Source organism: Streptomyces flavofungini, assembly GCF_041028215.1.
Classification (GTDB): domain Bacteria; phylum Actinomycetota; class Actinomycetes; order Streptomycetales; family Streptomycetaceae; genus Streptomyces; species Streptomyces flavofungini_B.
Map to the genome: position 1 here is coordinate 1 of NZ_JASKYR010000145.1, position 13,930 is coordinate 13,930.

Below are 13,930 nucleotides of genomic sequence, written 5' to 3' on the forward strand. Positions count from 1 at the left end.
ACCCGCGAGGCCCTCCCGCGCCTCGCATCTGCCGCCCGGAGGGCATCTCGCGCGAGAATTCCGGCCGAGGGGGAGCCTCGGCCGCTCGCGCGCCCGGCCGCCGCCGCACCGCCCTTGTGCGGCGGCGGCCGGACACCGGTGCGACTACGGACGCGTCGGCAGCGTGAGGATCTCGGCGCCGTCCTCGGTGATCGCGATCGTGTGCTCGCTGTGGGCCGTGCGGCAGCCCGTCGCGCTCTTGAGCGTCCAGCCGTCGGCGTCGGTGACCAGTTCGGCGGTGTCTGCCATGACCCACGGCTCCAGGGCGAGGAGCAGCCCGGGGCGCAGCTTGTAACCGCGGCCGGGCCGCCCGGTGTTAGCCACGTGCGGGTCCTGGTGCATCGTCGATCCGATGCCGTGCCCCCCGAACTCGGTGTTGATCTCGTACCCGGCCTGGCCGAGGACGGTGCCGATGGCGTGGGAGAGGTCGCCGACGCGGGCTCCGGGACCGGCGGCGGCGATGCCCGCGGCCAGCGCGCGCTCGGTCACGTCGATCAGGGCCACGCTCTCCGGGGGCCGCGCGGCGCCCACGATGAAGCTGATGGCGGCGTCCGCGGCGACTCCGCGCAGGGAGACCGCGAGGTCGAGGGTGAGCAGGTCGCCGTCGGCGAGCGTGTGGTCGTGGGGCCGTCCGTGGAGCACGGCGTCGTTGACGGCCGTGCAGATGTAGTGGCCGAAGGGGCCGCGGCCGAAGGACGGCGCGTAGTCGACGTAGCAGGACTCCGCGCCCGCTTCGGTGATCATCTCCTTGGCCCACTGGTCGATGTCGAGGAGGTTCGTGCCGATCTCGCTGCGGGCCTTCAGGGTGTGCAGGATGTCCGCGACCAGGGCGCCCGTGTCTTTCGCCCGGGTCAGCAGGTGGGGGTTCAGGATCTCGATCATGCGCTGCTTTCCTCGCTTACCAATAACTATACCGTTCAAACTATACCGGTATTAGAATCGGCGTCATGGTCAGACTGCCGCTCACTCCCGCAGAGGTCGCACGCGGCCGCCGGCTCGGCGCCCTCCTCCGCCGGGCCCGCGGAGAACGCTCGATCGTGGAGGTCGCGCTGGACGCGCACGTCTCACCGGAGACGCTCCGCAAGATCGAGTCGGGCCGCGTCGCCACCCCGGCGTTCCCGACCATCGCGACGATCGCCGAGGTCCTCGGCCTGTCCCTCGACGCGGTATGGGCCGAGATCAGCCGCTCCCGCCTCGACGACGCGCCGACGGACGCGTGCCGCGACACACGCGAGCGACTGCCCGCGTAGGCCCCGGCCCGTCAGGTGGCCGTCACCTGGCGCTCGCCGCCGTTGCGGTCCCGCCAGAAGCGGTACACGTCGGTGGCGGCCTCGCGTGCGTCGTGGCGCATCGGCAGGCGGCGCTCGGTGTGGTCCTTGGCGAACTCGTCGTAGAAGGTGGAGAGTTCGAAGTACGTGCGGTCGTCCACGTAGTACGGCTCGTAGGCCTCGCGTGTGGTGAGGAAGACGACCTGCTCCGGTGAGCAGTAGTACAGCGCGCCCAGGCACATCGGGCACGGATGGGCCAGGACGTAGATGGTGGCGCCCGTCAGGTTCTCGGTGCCCAGCTTCACGCACGCCTCGCGGATGGCGAGGATCTCGGCGTGGGCGGTCGGGTCGTGGCTCTGGGCGACCCTGTTCGGGGACTCCGCGAGGATCTCGCCGTCCTTGACGATGACGGTCGCGAAGGGCCTGCCGCCCTCGGCGACGTTCTGCCGGGCGATGTCGATGGTGCGCTGCGCGAAGTCCATGGGCTCTTTCCGGGATGTGCATGCGGACGGGGCCGCCTTTCGCGGAGTGCGGAAGGCGGCCCCGGTCACGCGTGGCGGTCAGGCCTTGTGCTGCATGCTCGTACGAGCCGGGTTCGCCTGCTCGGCGGCCTTGGGGTCCTTCTCGTTCGCCTTGGCGCGCACCCCCTGCTCGATACGCTCGCCCACCGTCTTGTCGATGTTCTTCCAGTAGGCGAAGGCGCGCTGGAGGACCGGTTCGGTCACGGCGTTGAGCAGGTGCCCCACGACGTTGTCGACCAGCCGGTCGCGGGCCGCGTCGTCGAGGACCTCGCGGACCATCGTGCCCGGCTGCCCCCAGTCGTCGTCCTCGGCGTGGTCGACGTAGGCCGCACGGGTGATGTCCCCGTCCGCGTACCAGCTCGGCGGCGTGCCGTACCGCTCGGTGTCCGCGGCGGGACCGCCCTTGGAGTTCGGCGCGTACACGGGGTCCGAGGTCTTGCGATAGGCCATCGCACCGTCCTTGGAGTACGTGTTGACGGGCACGACGGGCGCGTTCACCGGGAGCTGCTGGTAGTTGGCGCCGATCCGGTACCGGTGGGCGTCGGCGTACGAGAACAGCCGGGCGAGCAGCATCCGGTCGGGGCTCGGTCCGATTCCCGGCACGAAGTTGTTCGGCTGGAAGGCGACCTGCTCGATCTCCGCGTGGTTGTCCGTGGGGTTGCGGTCCAGCGTCATCCGGCCGACCTCGATCAGCGGGTAGTCGCCGTGCGGCCACACCTTGGTCAGGTCGAACGGGTTGAACCGGTAGGTGGCCGCTTCGTCGTACGGCATGACCTGCACGTACAGCGTCCAGCTCGGGAAATCGCCGTCCCTGATGTGCTCGAACAGATCACGGGTGTGGTAGTCCGTGTCCGCGGCGCACATCTGGTCGCCCTCGTGCTGGGTGAAGTGCTCCACGCCCTGGTCGGTCTTGAAGTGGTACTTCACCCAGAACCGCTCGCCCTGGGCGTTGATCCACATGTAGGTGTGGGAGCTGTAGCCGTTCATGTGGCGCCAGGTCCGCGGAATGCCGCGGTCGCCCATCAGCCAGGTGACCTGGTGCGCCGACTCGGGCGACAGGGTCCAGAAGTCCCACTGCATGTCGTGGTCGCGCAGGTTGTTGTCGGCCCTGCGCTTCTGGGACCTGATGAAGTGCTGGAACTTCATCGGGTCCTTGACGAAGAACACCGGGGTGTTGTTGCCGACCATGTCGTAGTTGCCTTCGCTGGTGTAGAACTTCACCGCGAAGCCGCGCGGGTCGCGCCAGGTGTCCGGGCTGCCGCGCTCCCCGGCCACCGTCGAGAACCTGATGACCAGCTCTGTTTCGGTGCCGGGCTGGAACAGCGCCGCCTTGGTGTACTGGCTGACGTCCTGCGTCACCTCGAACCGCCCGAAGGCACCGCTGCCCTTGGCGTGCGGCTGGCGCTCCGGGATGCGCTCCCGGTTGAACTGCGCCATCTGTTCGATCAGGTACGAGTCCTGGAGCAGGATGGGGCCACCGGCACCGACCGTGAGCGAATGCTCGTCGCTCTCGGCCGGCGCACCGGAGTCGCTGGTGGTCGCGGGGGTGCTGTCTGTCATTGCTCTCCCTCTTCGTCATGCGTCCGCAGCCAGATGCCGCGTGCTCGCGCCGGGTGGGCCGGGACTGCCGTCAACCGCCAGTCACGGATTTCCTGGCGAAGGCCCGCGCCGAAGTCGCAGACCCACCGGTTATCCTGCGACAGCGCGGTCAAACGCCGTGTTCGCCTCGCCGGGGACGGTTGAGCCGGCCGCAGGGAGTGCGGGGGACGGTGCCCCGGCGGACGCGGTCGGCGCGGCGGCGAGCACCCGGCCCTCCTGGAGAGCGAGCACCCGGCCCTCCTGGAGGGTGAGCAGCCGCTCCTCCTCCAGTTCGAACTGCTCCTCGCTGATCTCCCCGTCCTCCAGGGCGCGGTTGAGTCCGGCGAGCCGGGCGCGGATCACGCCGGGCTCGTGCAGTTCCCTGTCCGCCGCCTCGCCCAGGCGTTCCGCCACCCGGATGACGCCTCGCACGGGGGCCAGCGGGAGGAGGGCGATCGCTGAGAGCAGTCCCATCTCAGGCTCCGGCGGGTGTCGTCGCGACTTCGTGCGCGTCCACGCGGACGCTCCGGCACCGGCCGCGCCGTTCGTGTTGCTCTGCCATGCCTCCAGTCTCCGCAGCGTGCCGGGGCTCCGCATGCGGTGCTGATCCACATGGTGCCGCCCGCTCCGGCGGGCCGGTGCGCGTGCGACCGGGGTCCGGGGGCACATGTGACCGGAAAGAGGAGGTTTCCGGTGACGGTGATGAACATGGGGCCGACGGCCGAGGAGCAGGGGTCTGCCGCGGCGCGGCGTACGGATCAGGTCGAGCTGTCCCATGAGCGGGTCAACCGGCGGTGGGGCGAGATCCTTCAGGAGACGCGCGTCGCGCAGACCGGCGTGCAGATCCTCTTCGGCTTCCTGCTCAGTGTCGCCTTCACCCCGCACTTCCGGGAACTCGGCGCGTTCGACACCACGGTGTACGTGATGACCGTCATCCTGGGTGCGGCCGCCACCGGTGCGCTGATAGCGCCGGTCGCCCTGCACCGGCTGCTTGCGGGGCAGCGGATGAAGGACGACCTCGTCACCGTGGCCGGGCGCCTCGTGGTGGGCGGGCTCGTGCTCCTCGCGCTCACCATCAGCTCGACGGTGCTGCTCATACTCCATGTCGTCCTGCCGGACCTCCTCGCGGAGATCCTGGCCGGTGGCGTGATCCTCTGGTTCGCGTCGTGCTGGTACGTCCTTCCGGTGTGGCTCAGGCGGCGCTCGGCACGTCGGCACCCCGAGGGAGCGGATGACCGGACCGACCAGGGCTGACCAGCGCCTTACCGCTGCCTCGCGGCGTCGTACCGTGTGGTGCCCGTGAGCCCCCGTCCTTCGTGGGCGAGCGAGGCAAGGAGGTCGGCGAGGCCTCCCGGGGCGCGTCCGCGCAGGCGGGCCGCGGTCTGCACGGGATGCCGGTCGCTGCGGGCGATACGGTGGCCCGCGGCGGCCAGCCGCGTGACGAGGTCGCGGTCCTCACCGGTCCGGAGCGGGGCGAAGCCGCCTATCCGCTCATAGGCGGCGGCCGACAGACCGAGGTTGGCTCCGTGTATGTGGGGGTGTGCCCACGCGGCGGCGTCGCGCGGCGGCCGGGTGTGGAAGTAGTCGGCGTCGTGCAGGGCCGCGTGCGCCGTCCGCCGGGCCGACGCGGTGAGCCGGATCGTGCCGAGGACGGCGTCGTAGCCCCGGTGCGCCCAGGCGAGCTGGTGGGTGATCCAGGCCGGTGGCACGGTGCTGTCGGCGTCGGTCGTGGCCAGCCAGACGGCCGGGGCCGCGCCCGCGCACAGGTGCAGCGCCCGTGCGCTGCCGACGGCGCGTGCGGCGCCTACGTTGCGGGCGTCGGTCGTCACCACGTACGCGCCCTGGGCGAGGGCGATGTGCCGGGTCGCGTCGGTGCAGGCGTCGGCCACCACGACCACCGTCACGGGCAGGGGTGCGGCGTGCGCGGCGGCCGTACGCAGGCTGCGCAGGCAGTCGGCGATGCGGTGCTGTTCGTTGTGGGCGGGCACCACGACGGCCACGGCGGCGGGAATCACGCGAGGCCCTCCGCGCGGGCCGGGCTCAGCGCCGGGCCGGACGTGGTGACGCGTTCGTGCACGGTGAGGGTGAAGTCGGGGTCGTCGTAGCGGGCGAGCGGGGCGAGGCCCGGCAGCGCGGTGAGCTGGTCGGCGATGTCGCGTCCGGGACAGGTGTGTTCGGCCACGGGGTGGTTCCAGTGGACCGTGAGCAGGTGACCGCCCGCGCCGAGACCGTCGATGCTCAGGCGCAGCAGCCGGGTGCGGGTGGCGGCGTCGAAGTAGTAGAGGAGTTCCGAGAGGACGATGAGGTCGAAGGTGGTGTCGGGCCACTCCTCGGGGACGGTCATCCGCGCGACGGTGACGTGGTCCAGGCCTGCGGTGCGCTCGCGCGTGGTGCCGACGGCGGAGGCGATGCGGTCGGTGGACAGCAGGTGGTCGCACCTGGTGGCAAGGAGCCCGGTCAGCACGCCCACCGAGCAGCCCGGTTCGAAGGCACGCCGGTAGCGGGCGCGGGGCAGCGCCGCGATGGTCAAGGCGTACTTGCGGTGGTCGTACCAGCGCTCGCCCAACTGCCAGGGGTCGGCCGAGCGGGCGTACTGGTCGGTGAAGTAGCCGACGGGGGTGTTCACCGCAGCACCGTCTCGAAGGCGCGGGTGTGGTGGGCGAGCTCGTGCGGCGGAAGCACCGCCACTCTTCCCTCGGGGCGTGGCTCCAGCTGGCTGGCAAAGCGGGCGAGGGCGCGCTTCTTGCGTCGGCGCGCGGTGGCGCCGAGGGGCAGGACGGCGGCCCGGTGCCAGGGCACGCGCGGGTCGTCGGGGCGGGCCCAGTGCCACATCCACACCGGGTACGACCAGCGTGTGGTGCCGGTCCGGGCGCAGGCGCGCGCGGCGGCGCGCCCCGCCGCCTCGTGGTCGCTGTGGAGGTCACCGGCCCAGGGCGCCAGGCAGAGTGCCGCCTCCGTCGCGGCGAGCAGCCCGCCGAGCACAGCTGCCGCTTCCGTCTCGTGCTCGTCCAGCGCGGTGTCGGGCAGAGCCGCGTGCACGGGTGCGGGCAGGGGGCCGAGCTCGGCGAGGGCCGCGGCCAGCTCGCCGCGACGGCGGGCCGCCAGGCGCTCACGGGCCGTGCCTCGCCCGCCCTCGATCCGAGGTGACCCGCCACCGTCGTGGGATGCCTCGCCGTCGGTCAGGCATACGGTGTGGACCCCCGCACCGGCGGCGACGAGAGCGGCGATCGTGCCGCCCACTCCCAGTACCTCGTCGTCGGGGTGGGCGGCCACGACCACGACGGGACCGGTCCTCGGCACGCTCAGCCGCGGCAGGCGTCCTGGCAGGTGGGCCGCCGCCCAGACGCTCTCGTCCGTGCCCCGCGCGTCGATCGCCGCCGCCGCGTCCTGACGCAGTCCACCGACGGCCTGGTACGCGGCGGCGCTCACCGGCCCGCCTCCGCGCCGCCCCGCATCTTCTCGGCGCCGTCCTGGCCCGTTTCGGCGCCGCCCCGGACCGTTTCCGTGCCGCTCTGCTCCTTCGCCGCGAGGTGGCCGAGTGCGGCGAGGTCGGTCTCGGCGTGGTGCTGGCGTACGTACACCGTCAGGTCGGCGGCGGCCCGGGCATGCCGCTCGTCGTGGCACAGCGGCAGGGCGCCCGTCGCCCGCCCGACGCGGTCCAGGACCTCGGTGCAGGTGTGCGCGATCAGGGCCCGTACGCGCAGGCTGCGCACCCGTGCCTGGTCCCGCTCGTCGAGGGGGTCGGCGTCGATCTCGGCGGCGGCCTGCCCCAGCACGGTGTCGGCGCAGTGCAACAGCACCTCGACGGCGCCGAGATGGGCGGCGGCGTGCTCGTTCAGCCGTCCCGCGCGTGCCTGCTCGTACAGGACCGCCGCCACGGCCCGCGCGCCGCCGAGCCAGCAGGCCGCCACGCCGATACCGCCGTGCTGGAACCCCGGTCGGTCCACATAGGCGTCCGGCTCCCCCACCGGACGCGCCGGGACATCGGCGAAGGACACATCCAGGCTGTCACTGCCCGCCATGCCGATCGCGGGCCACGTGCCCTCCACCGGCGTCACGTCCGGGTGCGCCACCTCGACGGCGAACAGCCGGTAGCCGTCCTCGGCCTCGGCGGTGACCAGGGCGTGCGTACAGACGCGGGCGCCGGAACAGAAGGGTTTGACGCCGCTGACCGTCCAGCCGTGCCGCCCGCGCGTGGCGCGTACCCCGGGGCCGGGCGGGCGTGCCGCCCACACTCCCCAGCGCTCCCCGGGACCGGGCCGGGAGTCCTCCACCTCGTCGAGGATCGCGGCGGCGTCCAGGTGCCCCTCCGCCAGGCGCACCAGGGACAAGTCCCGCCTGCCCAGTGCGGCGAGGACCGCGAACCGCCGGGCCGTCGCCTGCCCCGGAAGGGGGACGTCGGCGGCTTCCCGGTCGACGAAGTCGGCGAACCACCGGGCCGCCCGGCCCGCGTGACCGGGCAGGGTGAGCGGATCGCGGCCCGCCGGGTGTGCGGAGGTGAGGGTCACGCGCGTCTCCTGTCCTCGGGCGGGCGACGCGATGACAGGCCGGGGCGCTCGCCACCAGATCAGCATCGGGCAGCGCGGGGGCGGTCGCCACTTCAGCGACGGCCCCCGCCACTTCACGGTCACGCGCCGCCGGGCGCTCGGGGCATTACGGGACACGTGCCGCTGAGAGCAAAATCCATAGCCGTGGACGCAAAATCATGACCTACTGAGTGGCGCTCAGCCAGTTCTACGAGCAGTGGCGGGCCGCCAGAGCAGCGCCTCATGTCACGAATGGTGCCCATTTAGGGGCAGCAATCGGCGCCGAACGTCCTGATCGCGGGCCACTCGACAACAGCCGCCCACTCTCATGTCGATTCATTTCAATAACTGCGCGATATCTTGCGCTCCTGTGTCGATGACGCTTGAGTACTGGCGAGGCCGGGAGCCCCGCACTCCCGGCAGGAAGGCGTTCACAGCGGCCGTGAGCCGCCAATCTGTCATGCCCACGCCAGGATCAGCCACCAGGAACCGCCCCCGACCCCCCGAGAGGCACACCGTGAGACGGAGACAACGCAACCGGCGGAACACGAGCCTCTGGCTCGTCGCCGCGCTGACCGCCGTCGGGCTCCTGCCCGTCGCGGCCCACGCGGCGCCGACGGAAGCCGGACCGAAGACCAGAGCGGCCACCAACCTGGCCCTGAAGAAGCCGATCGAGGCCTCCTCCTCGACCCAGACCTACTTCGCGCCCAACGCCAACGACGGCAGCACGAACACCTACTGGGAGGCGAGCGGGCACCCCTCGACGCTGACCGTGAAGCTCGGCGCCGACGCCGCCCTCAGCTCGGTCGTCCTGAAGCTCGACCCGGACCCGGCCTGGTCGTCCCGCACCCAGAACATCGAGGTCCTCGGACGCGCGCAGAACGCCGACAGCTTCAGCACGATCAAGGCCCGCGCCGACTACTCCTTCTCCCCCGACGCCCCTCGCAACACCGTGACGATCCCCGTCTCCGGGCGCTACGCCGACATCCGGCTGAAGATCTCCTCCAACAGCTCCGGTTACGGCGGGCAGATCGCCGAGTTCGAGGTCAACGGCGAACCGGCCCCCAACCCCGACCTGACGGTCACGGACGTGGCCTGGGAGCCCAAGCAGCCGAGCGAGAGCGACGCCATCAAGGTCAGCACCACCGTGCGCAACACCGGTTCGGCCGCCTCCGGCGCCACGACGGTGGACGTCAGCCTGGGCGGCACCGTCGCGGGCAGCGCCACGGTGGGCGCGCTCGGGGCCGGCGAGTCGGCCACGGTGCCGGTCGGCATCGGCAAGCGGGCGCAGGGCAGTTACACCGTCTCGGCGGTGGTCGACCCCGGTGACACCGTCGTCGAGCAGAACAACGACAACAACAGCCGCACCGCCGACACCAAACTGACCGTCGGCCAGAGCCCAGGACCCGACCTTCAGGTCACCGGCATCACGTCGAACCCGGCGAACCCCGCCGTCGGCGCCGATGTCACCTTCGCGGTGAAACTGCACAACCGCGGCACCAGTGCGGTGACCGCCGGTTCGGTGACCCGTCTGACGGTGGGCGACAAGACGCTGAACGGCACGGCGCCCGCCCTCGCCGCGGGCGCCGACGCCACCGTCGGCCTCTCGGGGAGCTGGACCGCCACCAGCGGCGGCGCCACCCTGACCGCGACCGCCGACGCCACCGGCGTCGTGGACGAGACGAACGAGGACAACAACGTCTTCGCCCGCTCCCTCGTCATCGGACGCGGCGCCGCCGCCCCCTACGTCGAGTACGAGGCGGAGGAAGGAAAGTACGAGGGCACGCTCCTGGAGGCTGACGCCAAACGCACCTTCGGTCACACCAACTTCGCCACCGAGTCCTCGGGGCGCAGGTCCGTGCGCCTGAACTCGACGGGCCAGTACGTGGAGTTCACCTCCACCAGCGCCACCAACTCCATCGTCGTCCGCAACTCCATCCCGGACGCGGCGAGGGGCGGCGGCCAGGAGAAGACGCTGAGCCTCTACGCGAACGGCACGTTCGTCCAGAAGCTCACCCTGTCGTCCAAGCACAGCTGGCTCTACGGCAGCACCGACCAGCCCGAGGGCCTGACGAACACCCCCGGCGGCGACGCGCGCCGGCTCTTCGACGAGTCGCACGCCCTGCTCACCCAGACCTACCCCAAGGGCACCACGTTCCGCCTCCAGCGCGACTCCGGTGACGACGCCGCCTACTACGTGATCGACCTGGTCGACCTGGAGCAGGTCGCTCCCGCGGCGAGCAAGCCCGCCGCGTGCACCTCGATCACCGAGTACGGGGCGATCCCCAACGACGGGATCGACGACGCCGGCGCGATCCAGAAGGCCGTGACCGCCGACCAGAAGGGCGAGATCGACTGCGTGTGGATACCCGCCGGACAGTGGCGCCAGGAGAAGAAGATCCTGACCGACGATCCGCAGGACCGCGGCCAGTACAACCAGGTGGGCATCCGGGACGTGACCATCCGGGGCGCGGGCATGTGGCACTCCCAGCTCTACTCGCTCATCGCGCCGCAGGACGCGGGCGGCATCAACCACCCGCACGAGGGCAACTTCGGCTTCGACATCGACGACAACACCAAGATCTCCGACATCGCCGTCTTCGGCTCGGGCACCATCCGCGGCGGTGACGGCAACGCGGAGGGCGGCGTCGGCCTCAACGGCCGGTTCGGCAAGAACACCAGGATCACCAACGTCTGGATCGAGCACGCCAACGTCGGCACCTGGGTCGGGCGCGACTACAGCAACATCCCCGAGCTGTGGGGCCCCGGCGACGGCCTGGAGTTCAGCGGGATGCGCATCCGCAACACCTACGCGGACGGCATCAACTTCAGCAACGGCACCCGCGACTCGACCGTCTTCAACTCCTCGTTCCGCAACACCGGCGACGACGCGCTCGCCGTATGGGCCAACAAGTACGTCAAGGACCAGTCGGTCGACGTCGGCCACGACAACGTGTTCCGCAACAACACGGTGCAGCTGCCGTGGCGGGCCAACGGCATCGCGGTGTACGGCGGTTACGGCAACAAGATAGAGAACAACCTCGTGTACGACACGATGAACTACCCCGGCATCATGCTCGCCACCGACCACGACCCGATCCCCTTCTCCGGCCAGACCCTGATCGCGAACAACGGGCTCCATCGCACCGGAGGGGCGTTCTGGAACGAGGACCAGGAGTTCGGCGCGATCACGCTCTTCGCGCAGGGGCCCGACATCCCCGGCGTCACGATCCGCGACACCGACATCCACGACTCCACGTACGACGGCATCCAGTTCAAGACCGGTGGCGGTGCCATACCCGACGCGAAGATCAGCAACGTGACGATCTCCAAGTCCAACAACGGCTCCGGCATCCTCGCCATGGGCGGCGCGCGGGGCAGCGCGACGCTCACCGATGTGCGGATCAGTGACTCGCGCGACGGGAACATCCTGGTCGAGCCCGGCTCACAGTTCGTGATCAACGGCGGTGGCGCGCAGCCCGTCACCGGCGTGCCGGGGACCAGACAAGGGCTGTGACCCCCATCGGCGGGTCACCTCACGCGATGAGGTGACCCGCCGTGTCCGGCCGTCAGCGGTGGGCTTGGCTTACGTGGCGGTCCCGTCCCGCGCCGTATCCGGTGCCCGCCATGGCGAGGCCGAGGACCACCAGGATCGTGAGCGGCAGGGTCCAGCCGCCCGTGCTGTCGTGGAGGATGCCGAGGAGGAGGGGACCGGCCGCCGCGATGAGGTAGCCGACGGACTGTGCCATGCCTGCCAGCGCGGCGGCCTCGCCGGAGCTGCCCGCGCGCGAACTCTGGAAGGTCAGCGCGAGGACCAGGCACGCGCCGCCGCCGAGACCGAGCAGGGTGCACGCCACGACGGAGAGCGCGGGCGCGGCCACCAGGATGCCGAATCCGGCGGCGACGGCGACCGACGCCCCGGCCGCCACCCAGCGTTGGTCGTGGCGGCCCCGGGTCAGGAACGGCAGGAGGCCGCTGGCCGCGAGGCCGATGAGCTGGTAGTAGAAGAGCATCCAACCGGCCGCGGTGCTGCTCGTGCCGCCGTGGGCCAGGATGCTGGGGAGCCAGGCGACGGCGGTGTAGAAGGCCAGGGACTGCAGGCCCATGAAGACGCTGACCTGCCAGGCCAGCCGCGACCGCCACGGGACCGGACTGCGGGTCGTGCCGGTGGCTGACTGGGGCTCGTCGTGCCGCGTACGGGGCAGCCAGGCGAGGACGGCCGCGATGACGAAGGCGATCCCCCAGGCGAGAGCGGTGTGCCAGGACCCCGGCAGGCTGTGCGACAGGGGCGCGGAGATGCCCGAGGAGACCGCCGCCGTGACGCCCATGACGGTGACGTAGAGGGCGCTGACGCCCTGGATGCGGTGTGCGGGCACGCTGCGTCTGATCAGCGCGGGCAGCAGCACGTTGCCGAACGCGATGGCGGCGGAGAGGATCACGGTCCCGGTGAACAGGCAGATCACCGAGGGCAGCGACCGGACCACGGTGCCGACGGCGAGCACGCCGAGGGCCGCCACCAGCAGGCGTGCGCTGCCGTAGCGGTGGGAGACGCGGGCCACCAGGGGCGACGTCGCGGCGAACGTCAGCAACGGCAGGGTGCTCAGCAGCCCGCCCCAGGTCGACGTCAGGCCGCTGTCGCGCTCGATCGCCGGAAGCAGGGTGCCGACGCCGGTGAGGGTGGTGCGCAGGTTCGCCGCCACGAGGCAGATCGCGAGGACGAGTCCGATGGACACGGCGGGGGCGGTGACGTCGGCGGGGCCGGTGGCGTCGGCGGCCGGTGCTCCGGAGGGCGTGGCGCCGGTCGCCGTCGCGGCGGTGGGGCGCCGCCGGGATATCGAGGACGGCCGCGCGTTCACTCCCCCTCCGCCCCTCGCGGCGCGTCGGCCCCGTGGTCGCGGGTGAGCCGGACGATCGCGGCGGCGGCTTCGCGGGCGCCGTGCTCGTCCCGCTCCTCGATCGCGTCGACGAGCCGTCTGTGCAGGCTCGCGTGGCGCTCGGCGCCGACGGCGTCCCAGGGCAGGCCGCCCAGGGTGGCGGTCAGGGCCGTTCCCAGGTGGTCGTACACCTCGACCAGGAGGTCGTTTCCGCTCGCCCGGACGACGGCCCGGTGGAACAGTGCGTCGACATCGCCCGCCGCGGTCACGTCCGCACCTGCGCAGGCCGCGTCGGCGTCGGCCAGCAGTTCCTTGAGCCGGTCGAGCTGGTCCTCGCTGCGGCGCAGGGCGGCGGCCCCCGAGGCGTACTCCTCCAGGACGGTGCGGAGTTCGAGGACGTTGTCCCGCTCCGCCGCGCTCGCCCGGCGCACCATGACCGACTGGAGTTCGCTCGACGCGACGACATAGGTGCCGTCACCGACCCGGGCTTCCAGCAGGCCGAGGTGTGCGAGCGCGCCGAGTGCCTCGCGCAGGGTGCTGCGTCCGACCCCGAGCTCATCGATGAGGGCCGCCTCCGGCGGGATGCGGGTGCCTACCGGCCACCCCCCTGAATCGATGTGCCTGCGGAGGCTGTCGACGAGCTGCGCGGACAGGCTCGCCGACCTGCGCGGTGTACTGATCCGTTTCATGAGCAGGACCCTACACAAACATCAGACATTTGAACATCACATGTTTGGGCGCCGACCTGCGTCGGGTGAGCGGAGTGCCCTCGACGGGGAAGCCCAGTGCCCTCGGCGGATGAGTAAAGTGCGGGCATGCCTTCCGCCCAGAACCGCCGTGAGCGGCCCGCGAAACCCGCCCTCACCCGTGAGGGCATCATCGACACGGCCGTGGAGATCATGGAGCGGGAAGGTCTTCGGCGCGTCACGATGCGGCGTCTCGCCACCGCCCTGGACACCGGGCCCGCGTCGCTCTACGTCCTCGCCGAGGGGGGCGCCCCGGAGACCCGGGCCGCCTGGGGCGTGGACATCCTCCTGCAGTCGGCGACCGCTGCCGCGGCCGAGCACTCGGCACGGGCGGAGAACGGCCGGTCGGACGAGGAGTGGCAGCAGCTCGTACAGGCC

At 71.5% G+C, this 13,930-nt stretch carries 13 protein-coding genes and 1 pseudogene; 4 read left to right on the forward strand and 10 right to left on the reverse strand.

The features are described 5' to 3' along the window. Positions 1-144: 144 nt before the first annotated feature. Positions 145-921 carry a type I methionyl aminopeptidase gene (map, locus tag AB8Z36_RS12875; RefSeq protein WP_369213396.1) on the reverse strand — a complete coding sequence of 259 codons (777 nt, stop codon included), beginning with the start codon at positions 919-921 and terminating at the stop codon, positions 145-147. 65 nt (positions 922-986) lie between these two features. On the opposite strand from map, the gene AB8Z36_RS12880 reads away from it, so the two are divergent. Next, positions 987-1,289, forward strand: coding sequence for a helix-turn-helix domain-containing protein (locus AB8Z36_RS12880; protein WP_369213397.1), 303 nt, complete (start codon positions 987-989; stop codon positions 1,287-1,289). Positions 1,290-1,300: 11 nt separating this feature from the next. Here the strand turns inward: AB8Z36_RS12880 and AB8Z36_RS12885 are convergent, their stop codons facing one another. From AB8Z36_RS12885 to AB8Z36_RS42290, 3 genes and pseudogenes are all read right to left on the reverse strand, one after another. Further along, positions 1,301-1,789, reverse strand: coding sequence for a nucleoside deaminase (locus AB8Z36_RS12885; RefSeq protein WP_369213398.1), 489 nt, complete (start codon positions 1,787-1,789; stop codon positions 1,301-1,303). 78 nt (positions 1,790-1,867) lie between these two features. Further along, positions 1,868-3,388: a catalase gene (locus tag AB8Z36_RS12890; protein WP_369213399.1), complete on the reverse strand. Its 1,521-nt coding sequence runs from the start codon at positions 3,386-3,388 to the stop codon at positions 1,868-1,870. Positions 3,389-3,658: 270 nt separating this feature from the next. Next, a pseudogene (locus AB8Z36_RS42290) lies at positions 3,659-3,880 on the reverse strand (gas vesicle protein GvpG); the annotation flags it as partial. A 234-nt stretch (positions 3,881-4,114) separates the two neighbouring features. On the opposite strand from AB8Z36_RS42290, the gene AB8Z36_RS12900 reads away from it, so the two are divergent. After that, positions 4,115-4,660, forward strand: coding sequence for a DUF6328 family protein (locus AB8Z36_RS12900; protein ID WP_369213409.1), 546 nt, complete (start codon positions 4,115-4,117; stop codon positions 4,658-4,660). Between the two features lie 8 nt (positions 4,661-4,668). Here AB8Z36_RS12900 and AB8Z36_RS12905 read toward each other — a convergent pair whose 3' ends face one another. The 4 genes from AB8Z36_RS12905 to AB8Z36_RS12920 are packed head-to-tail and all read right to left on the reverse strand — an operon-like array spanning position 4,669 to position 7,914. Then, on the reverse strand, positions 4,669-5,421 hold the full coding sequence (locus tag AB8Z36_RS12905; RefSeq protein WP_369213401.1) for a glycosyltransferase: 753 nt from the start codon (positions 5,419-5,421) through the stop codon (positions 4,669-4,671). After that, a complete protein-coding gene (locus AB8Z36_RS12910) occupies positions 5,418-6,032 on the reverse strand; it encodes an SAM-dependent methyltransferase (protein WP_369213402.1) in 615 nt (204 codons plus the stop codon). Before AB8Z36_RS12910 ends, AB8Z36_RS12905 begins: the two co-directional genes overlap by 4 nt. Then, on the reverse strand, positions 6,029-6,835 hold the full coding sequence (locus AB8Z36_RS12915; protein WP_369213403.1) for a PIG-L deacetylase family protein: 807 nt from the start codon (positions 6,833-6,835) through the stop codon (positions 6,029-6,031). The genes AB8Z36_RS12910 and AB8Z36_RS12915 overlap by 4 nt, the downstream gene beginning before the upstream one ends. After that, positions 6,832-7,914, reverse strand: coding sequence for an acyl-CoA dehydrogenase family protein (locus AB8Z36_RS12920; protein ID WP_369213404.1), 1,083 nt, complete (start codon positions 7,912-7,914; stop codon positions 6,832-6,834). Before AB8Z36_RS12920 ends, AB8Z36_RS12915 begins: the two co-directional genes overlap by 4 nt. Positions 7,915-8,449: 535 nt before the next feature. On the opposite strand from AB8Z36_RS12920, the gene AB8Z36_RS12925 reads away from it, so the two are divergent. Then, entirely contained in the window at positions 8,450-11,449 is a 3,000-nt protein-coding gene (locus AB8Z36_RS12925) for a CARDB domain-containing protein (RefSeq protein ID WP_369213405.1), read from the forward strand. A 52-nt stretch (positions 11,450-11,501) separates the two neighbouring features. On the opposite strand, the gene AB8Z36_RS12930 is transcribed toward AB8Z36_RS12925, so the two are convergent. Further along, on the reverse strand, positions 11,502-12,788 hold the full coding sequence (locus AB8Z36_RS12930; protein ID WP_369213406.1) for a CynX/NimT family MFS transporter: 1,287 nt from the start codon (positions 12,786-12,788) through the stop codon (positions 11,502-11,504). Beyond that, the gene (locus tag AB8Z36_RS12935; RefSeq protein ID WP_369213407.1) at positions 12,785-13,495 is read right to left on the reverse strand and encodes a FadR/GntR family transcriptional regulator; all 711 of its coding nucleotides are present in this window, start codon (positions 13,493-13,495) and stop codon (positions 12,785-12,787) included. Before AB8Z36_RS12935 ends, AB8Z36_RS12930 begins: the two co-directional genes overlap by 4 nt. A gap of 126 nt (positions 13,496-13,621) precedes the next feature. Here AB8Z36_RS12935 and AB8Z36_RS12940 point away from each other — a divergent pair. Further along, a partial coding sequence (locus AB8Z36_RS12940) for a TetR family transcriptional regulator (RefSeq protein ID WP_369213408.1) occupies positions 13,622-13,930 on the forward strand: 309 nt, incomplete at its 3' end.

Excerpts from the sequence above, each read along its gene's own strand:
- AB8Z36_RS12885 (WP_369213398.1), bottom strand. The coding sequence starts at position 1,789 with ATGGACTTCGCGCAGCGCACCATCGACATCGCCCGGCAGAACGTCGCC.
- AB8Z36_RS12880 (WP_369213397.1), top strand. The coding sequence starts at position 987 with ATGGTCAGACTGCCGCTCACTCCCGCAGAGGTCGCACGCGGCCGCCGG.
- AB8Z36_RS12900 (WP_369213409.1), top strand. The coding sequence starts at position 4,115 with ATGGGGCCGACGGCCGAGGAGCAGGGGTCTGCCGCGGCGCGGCGTACG.
- map (WP_369213396.1), bottom strand. The coding sequence starts at position 921 with ATGATCGAGATCCTGAACCCCCACCTGCTGACCCGGGCGAAAGACACG.
- AB8Z36_RS12890 (WP_369213399.1), bottom strand. The coding sequence starts at position 3,388 with ATGACAGACAGCACCCCCGCGACCACCAGCGACTCCGGTGCGCCGGCC.
- AB8Z36_RS12935 (WP_369213407.1), bottom strand. The coding sequence starts at position 13,495 with ATGAAACGGATCAGTACACCGCGCAGGTCGGCGAGCCTGTCCGCGCAG.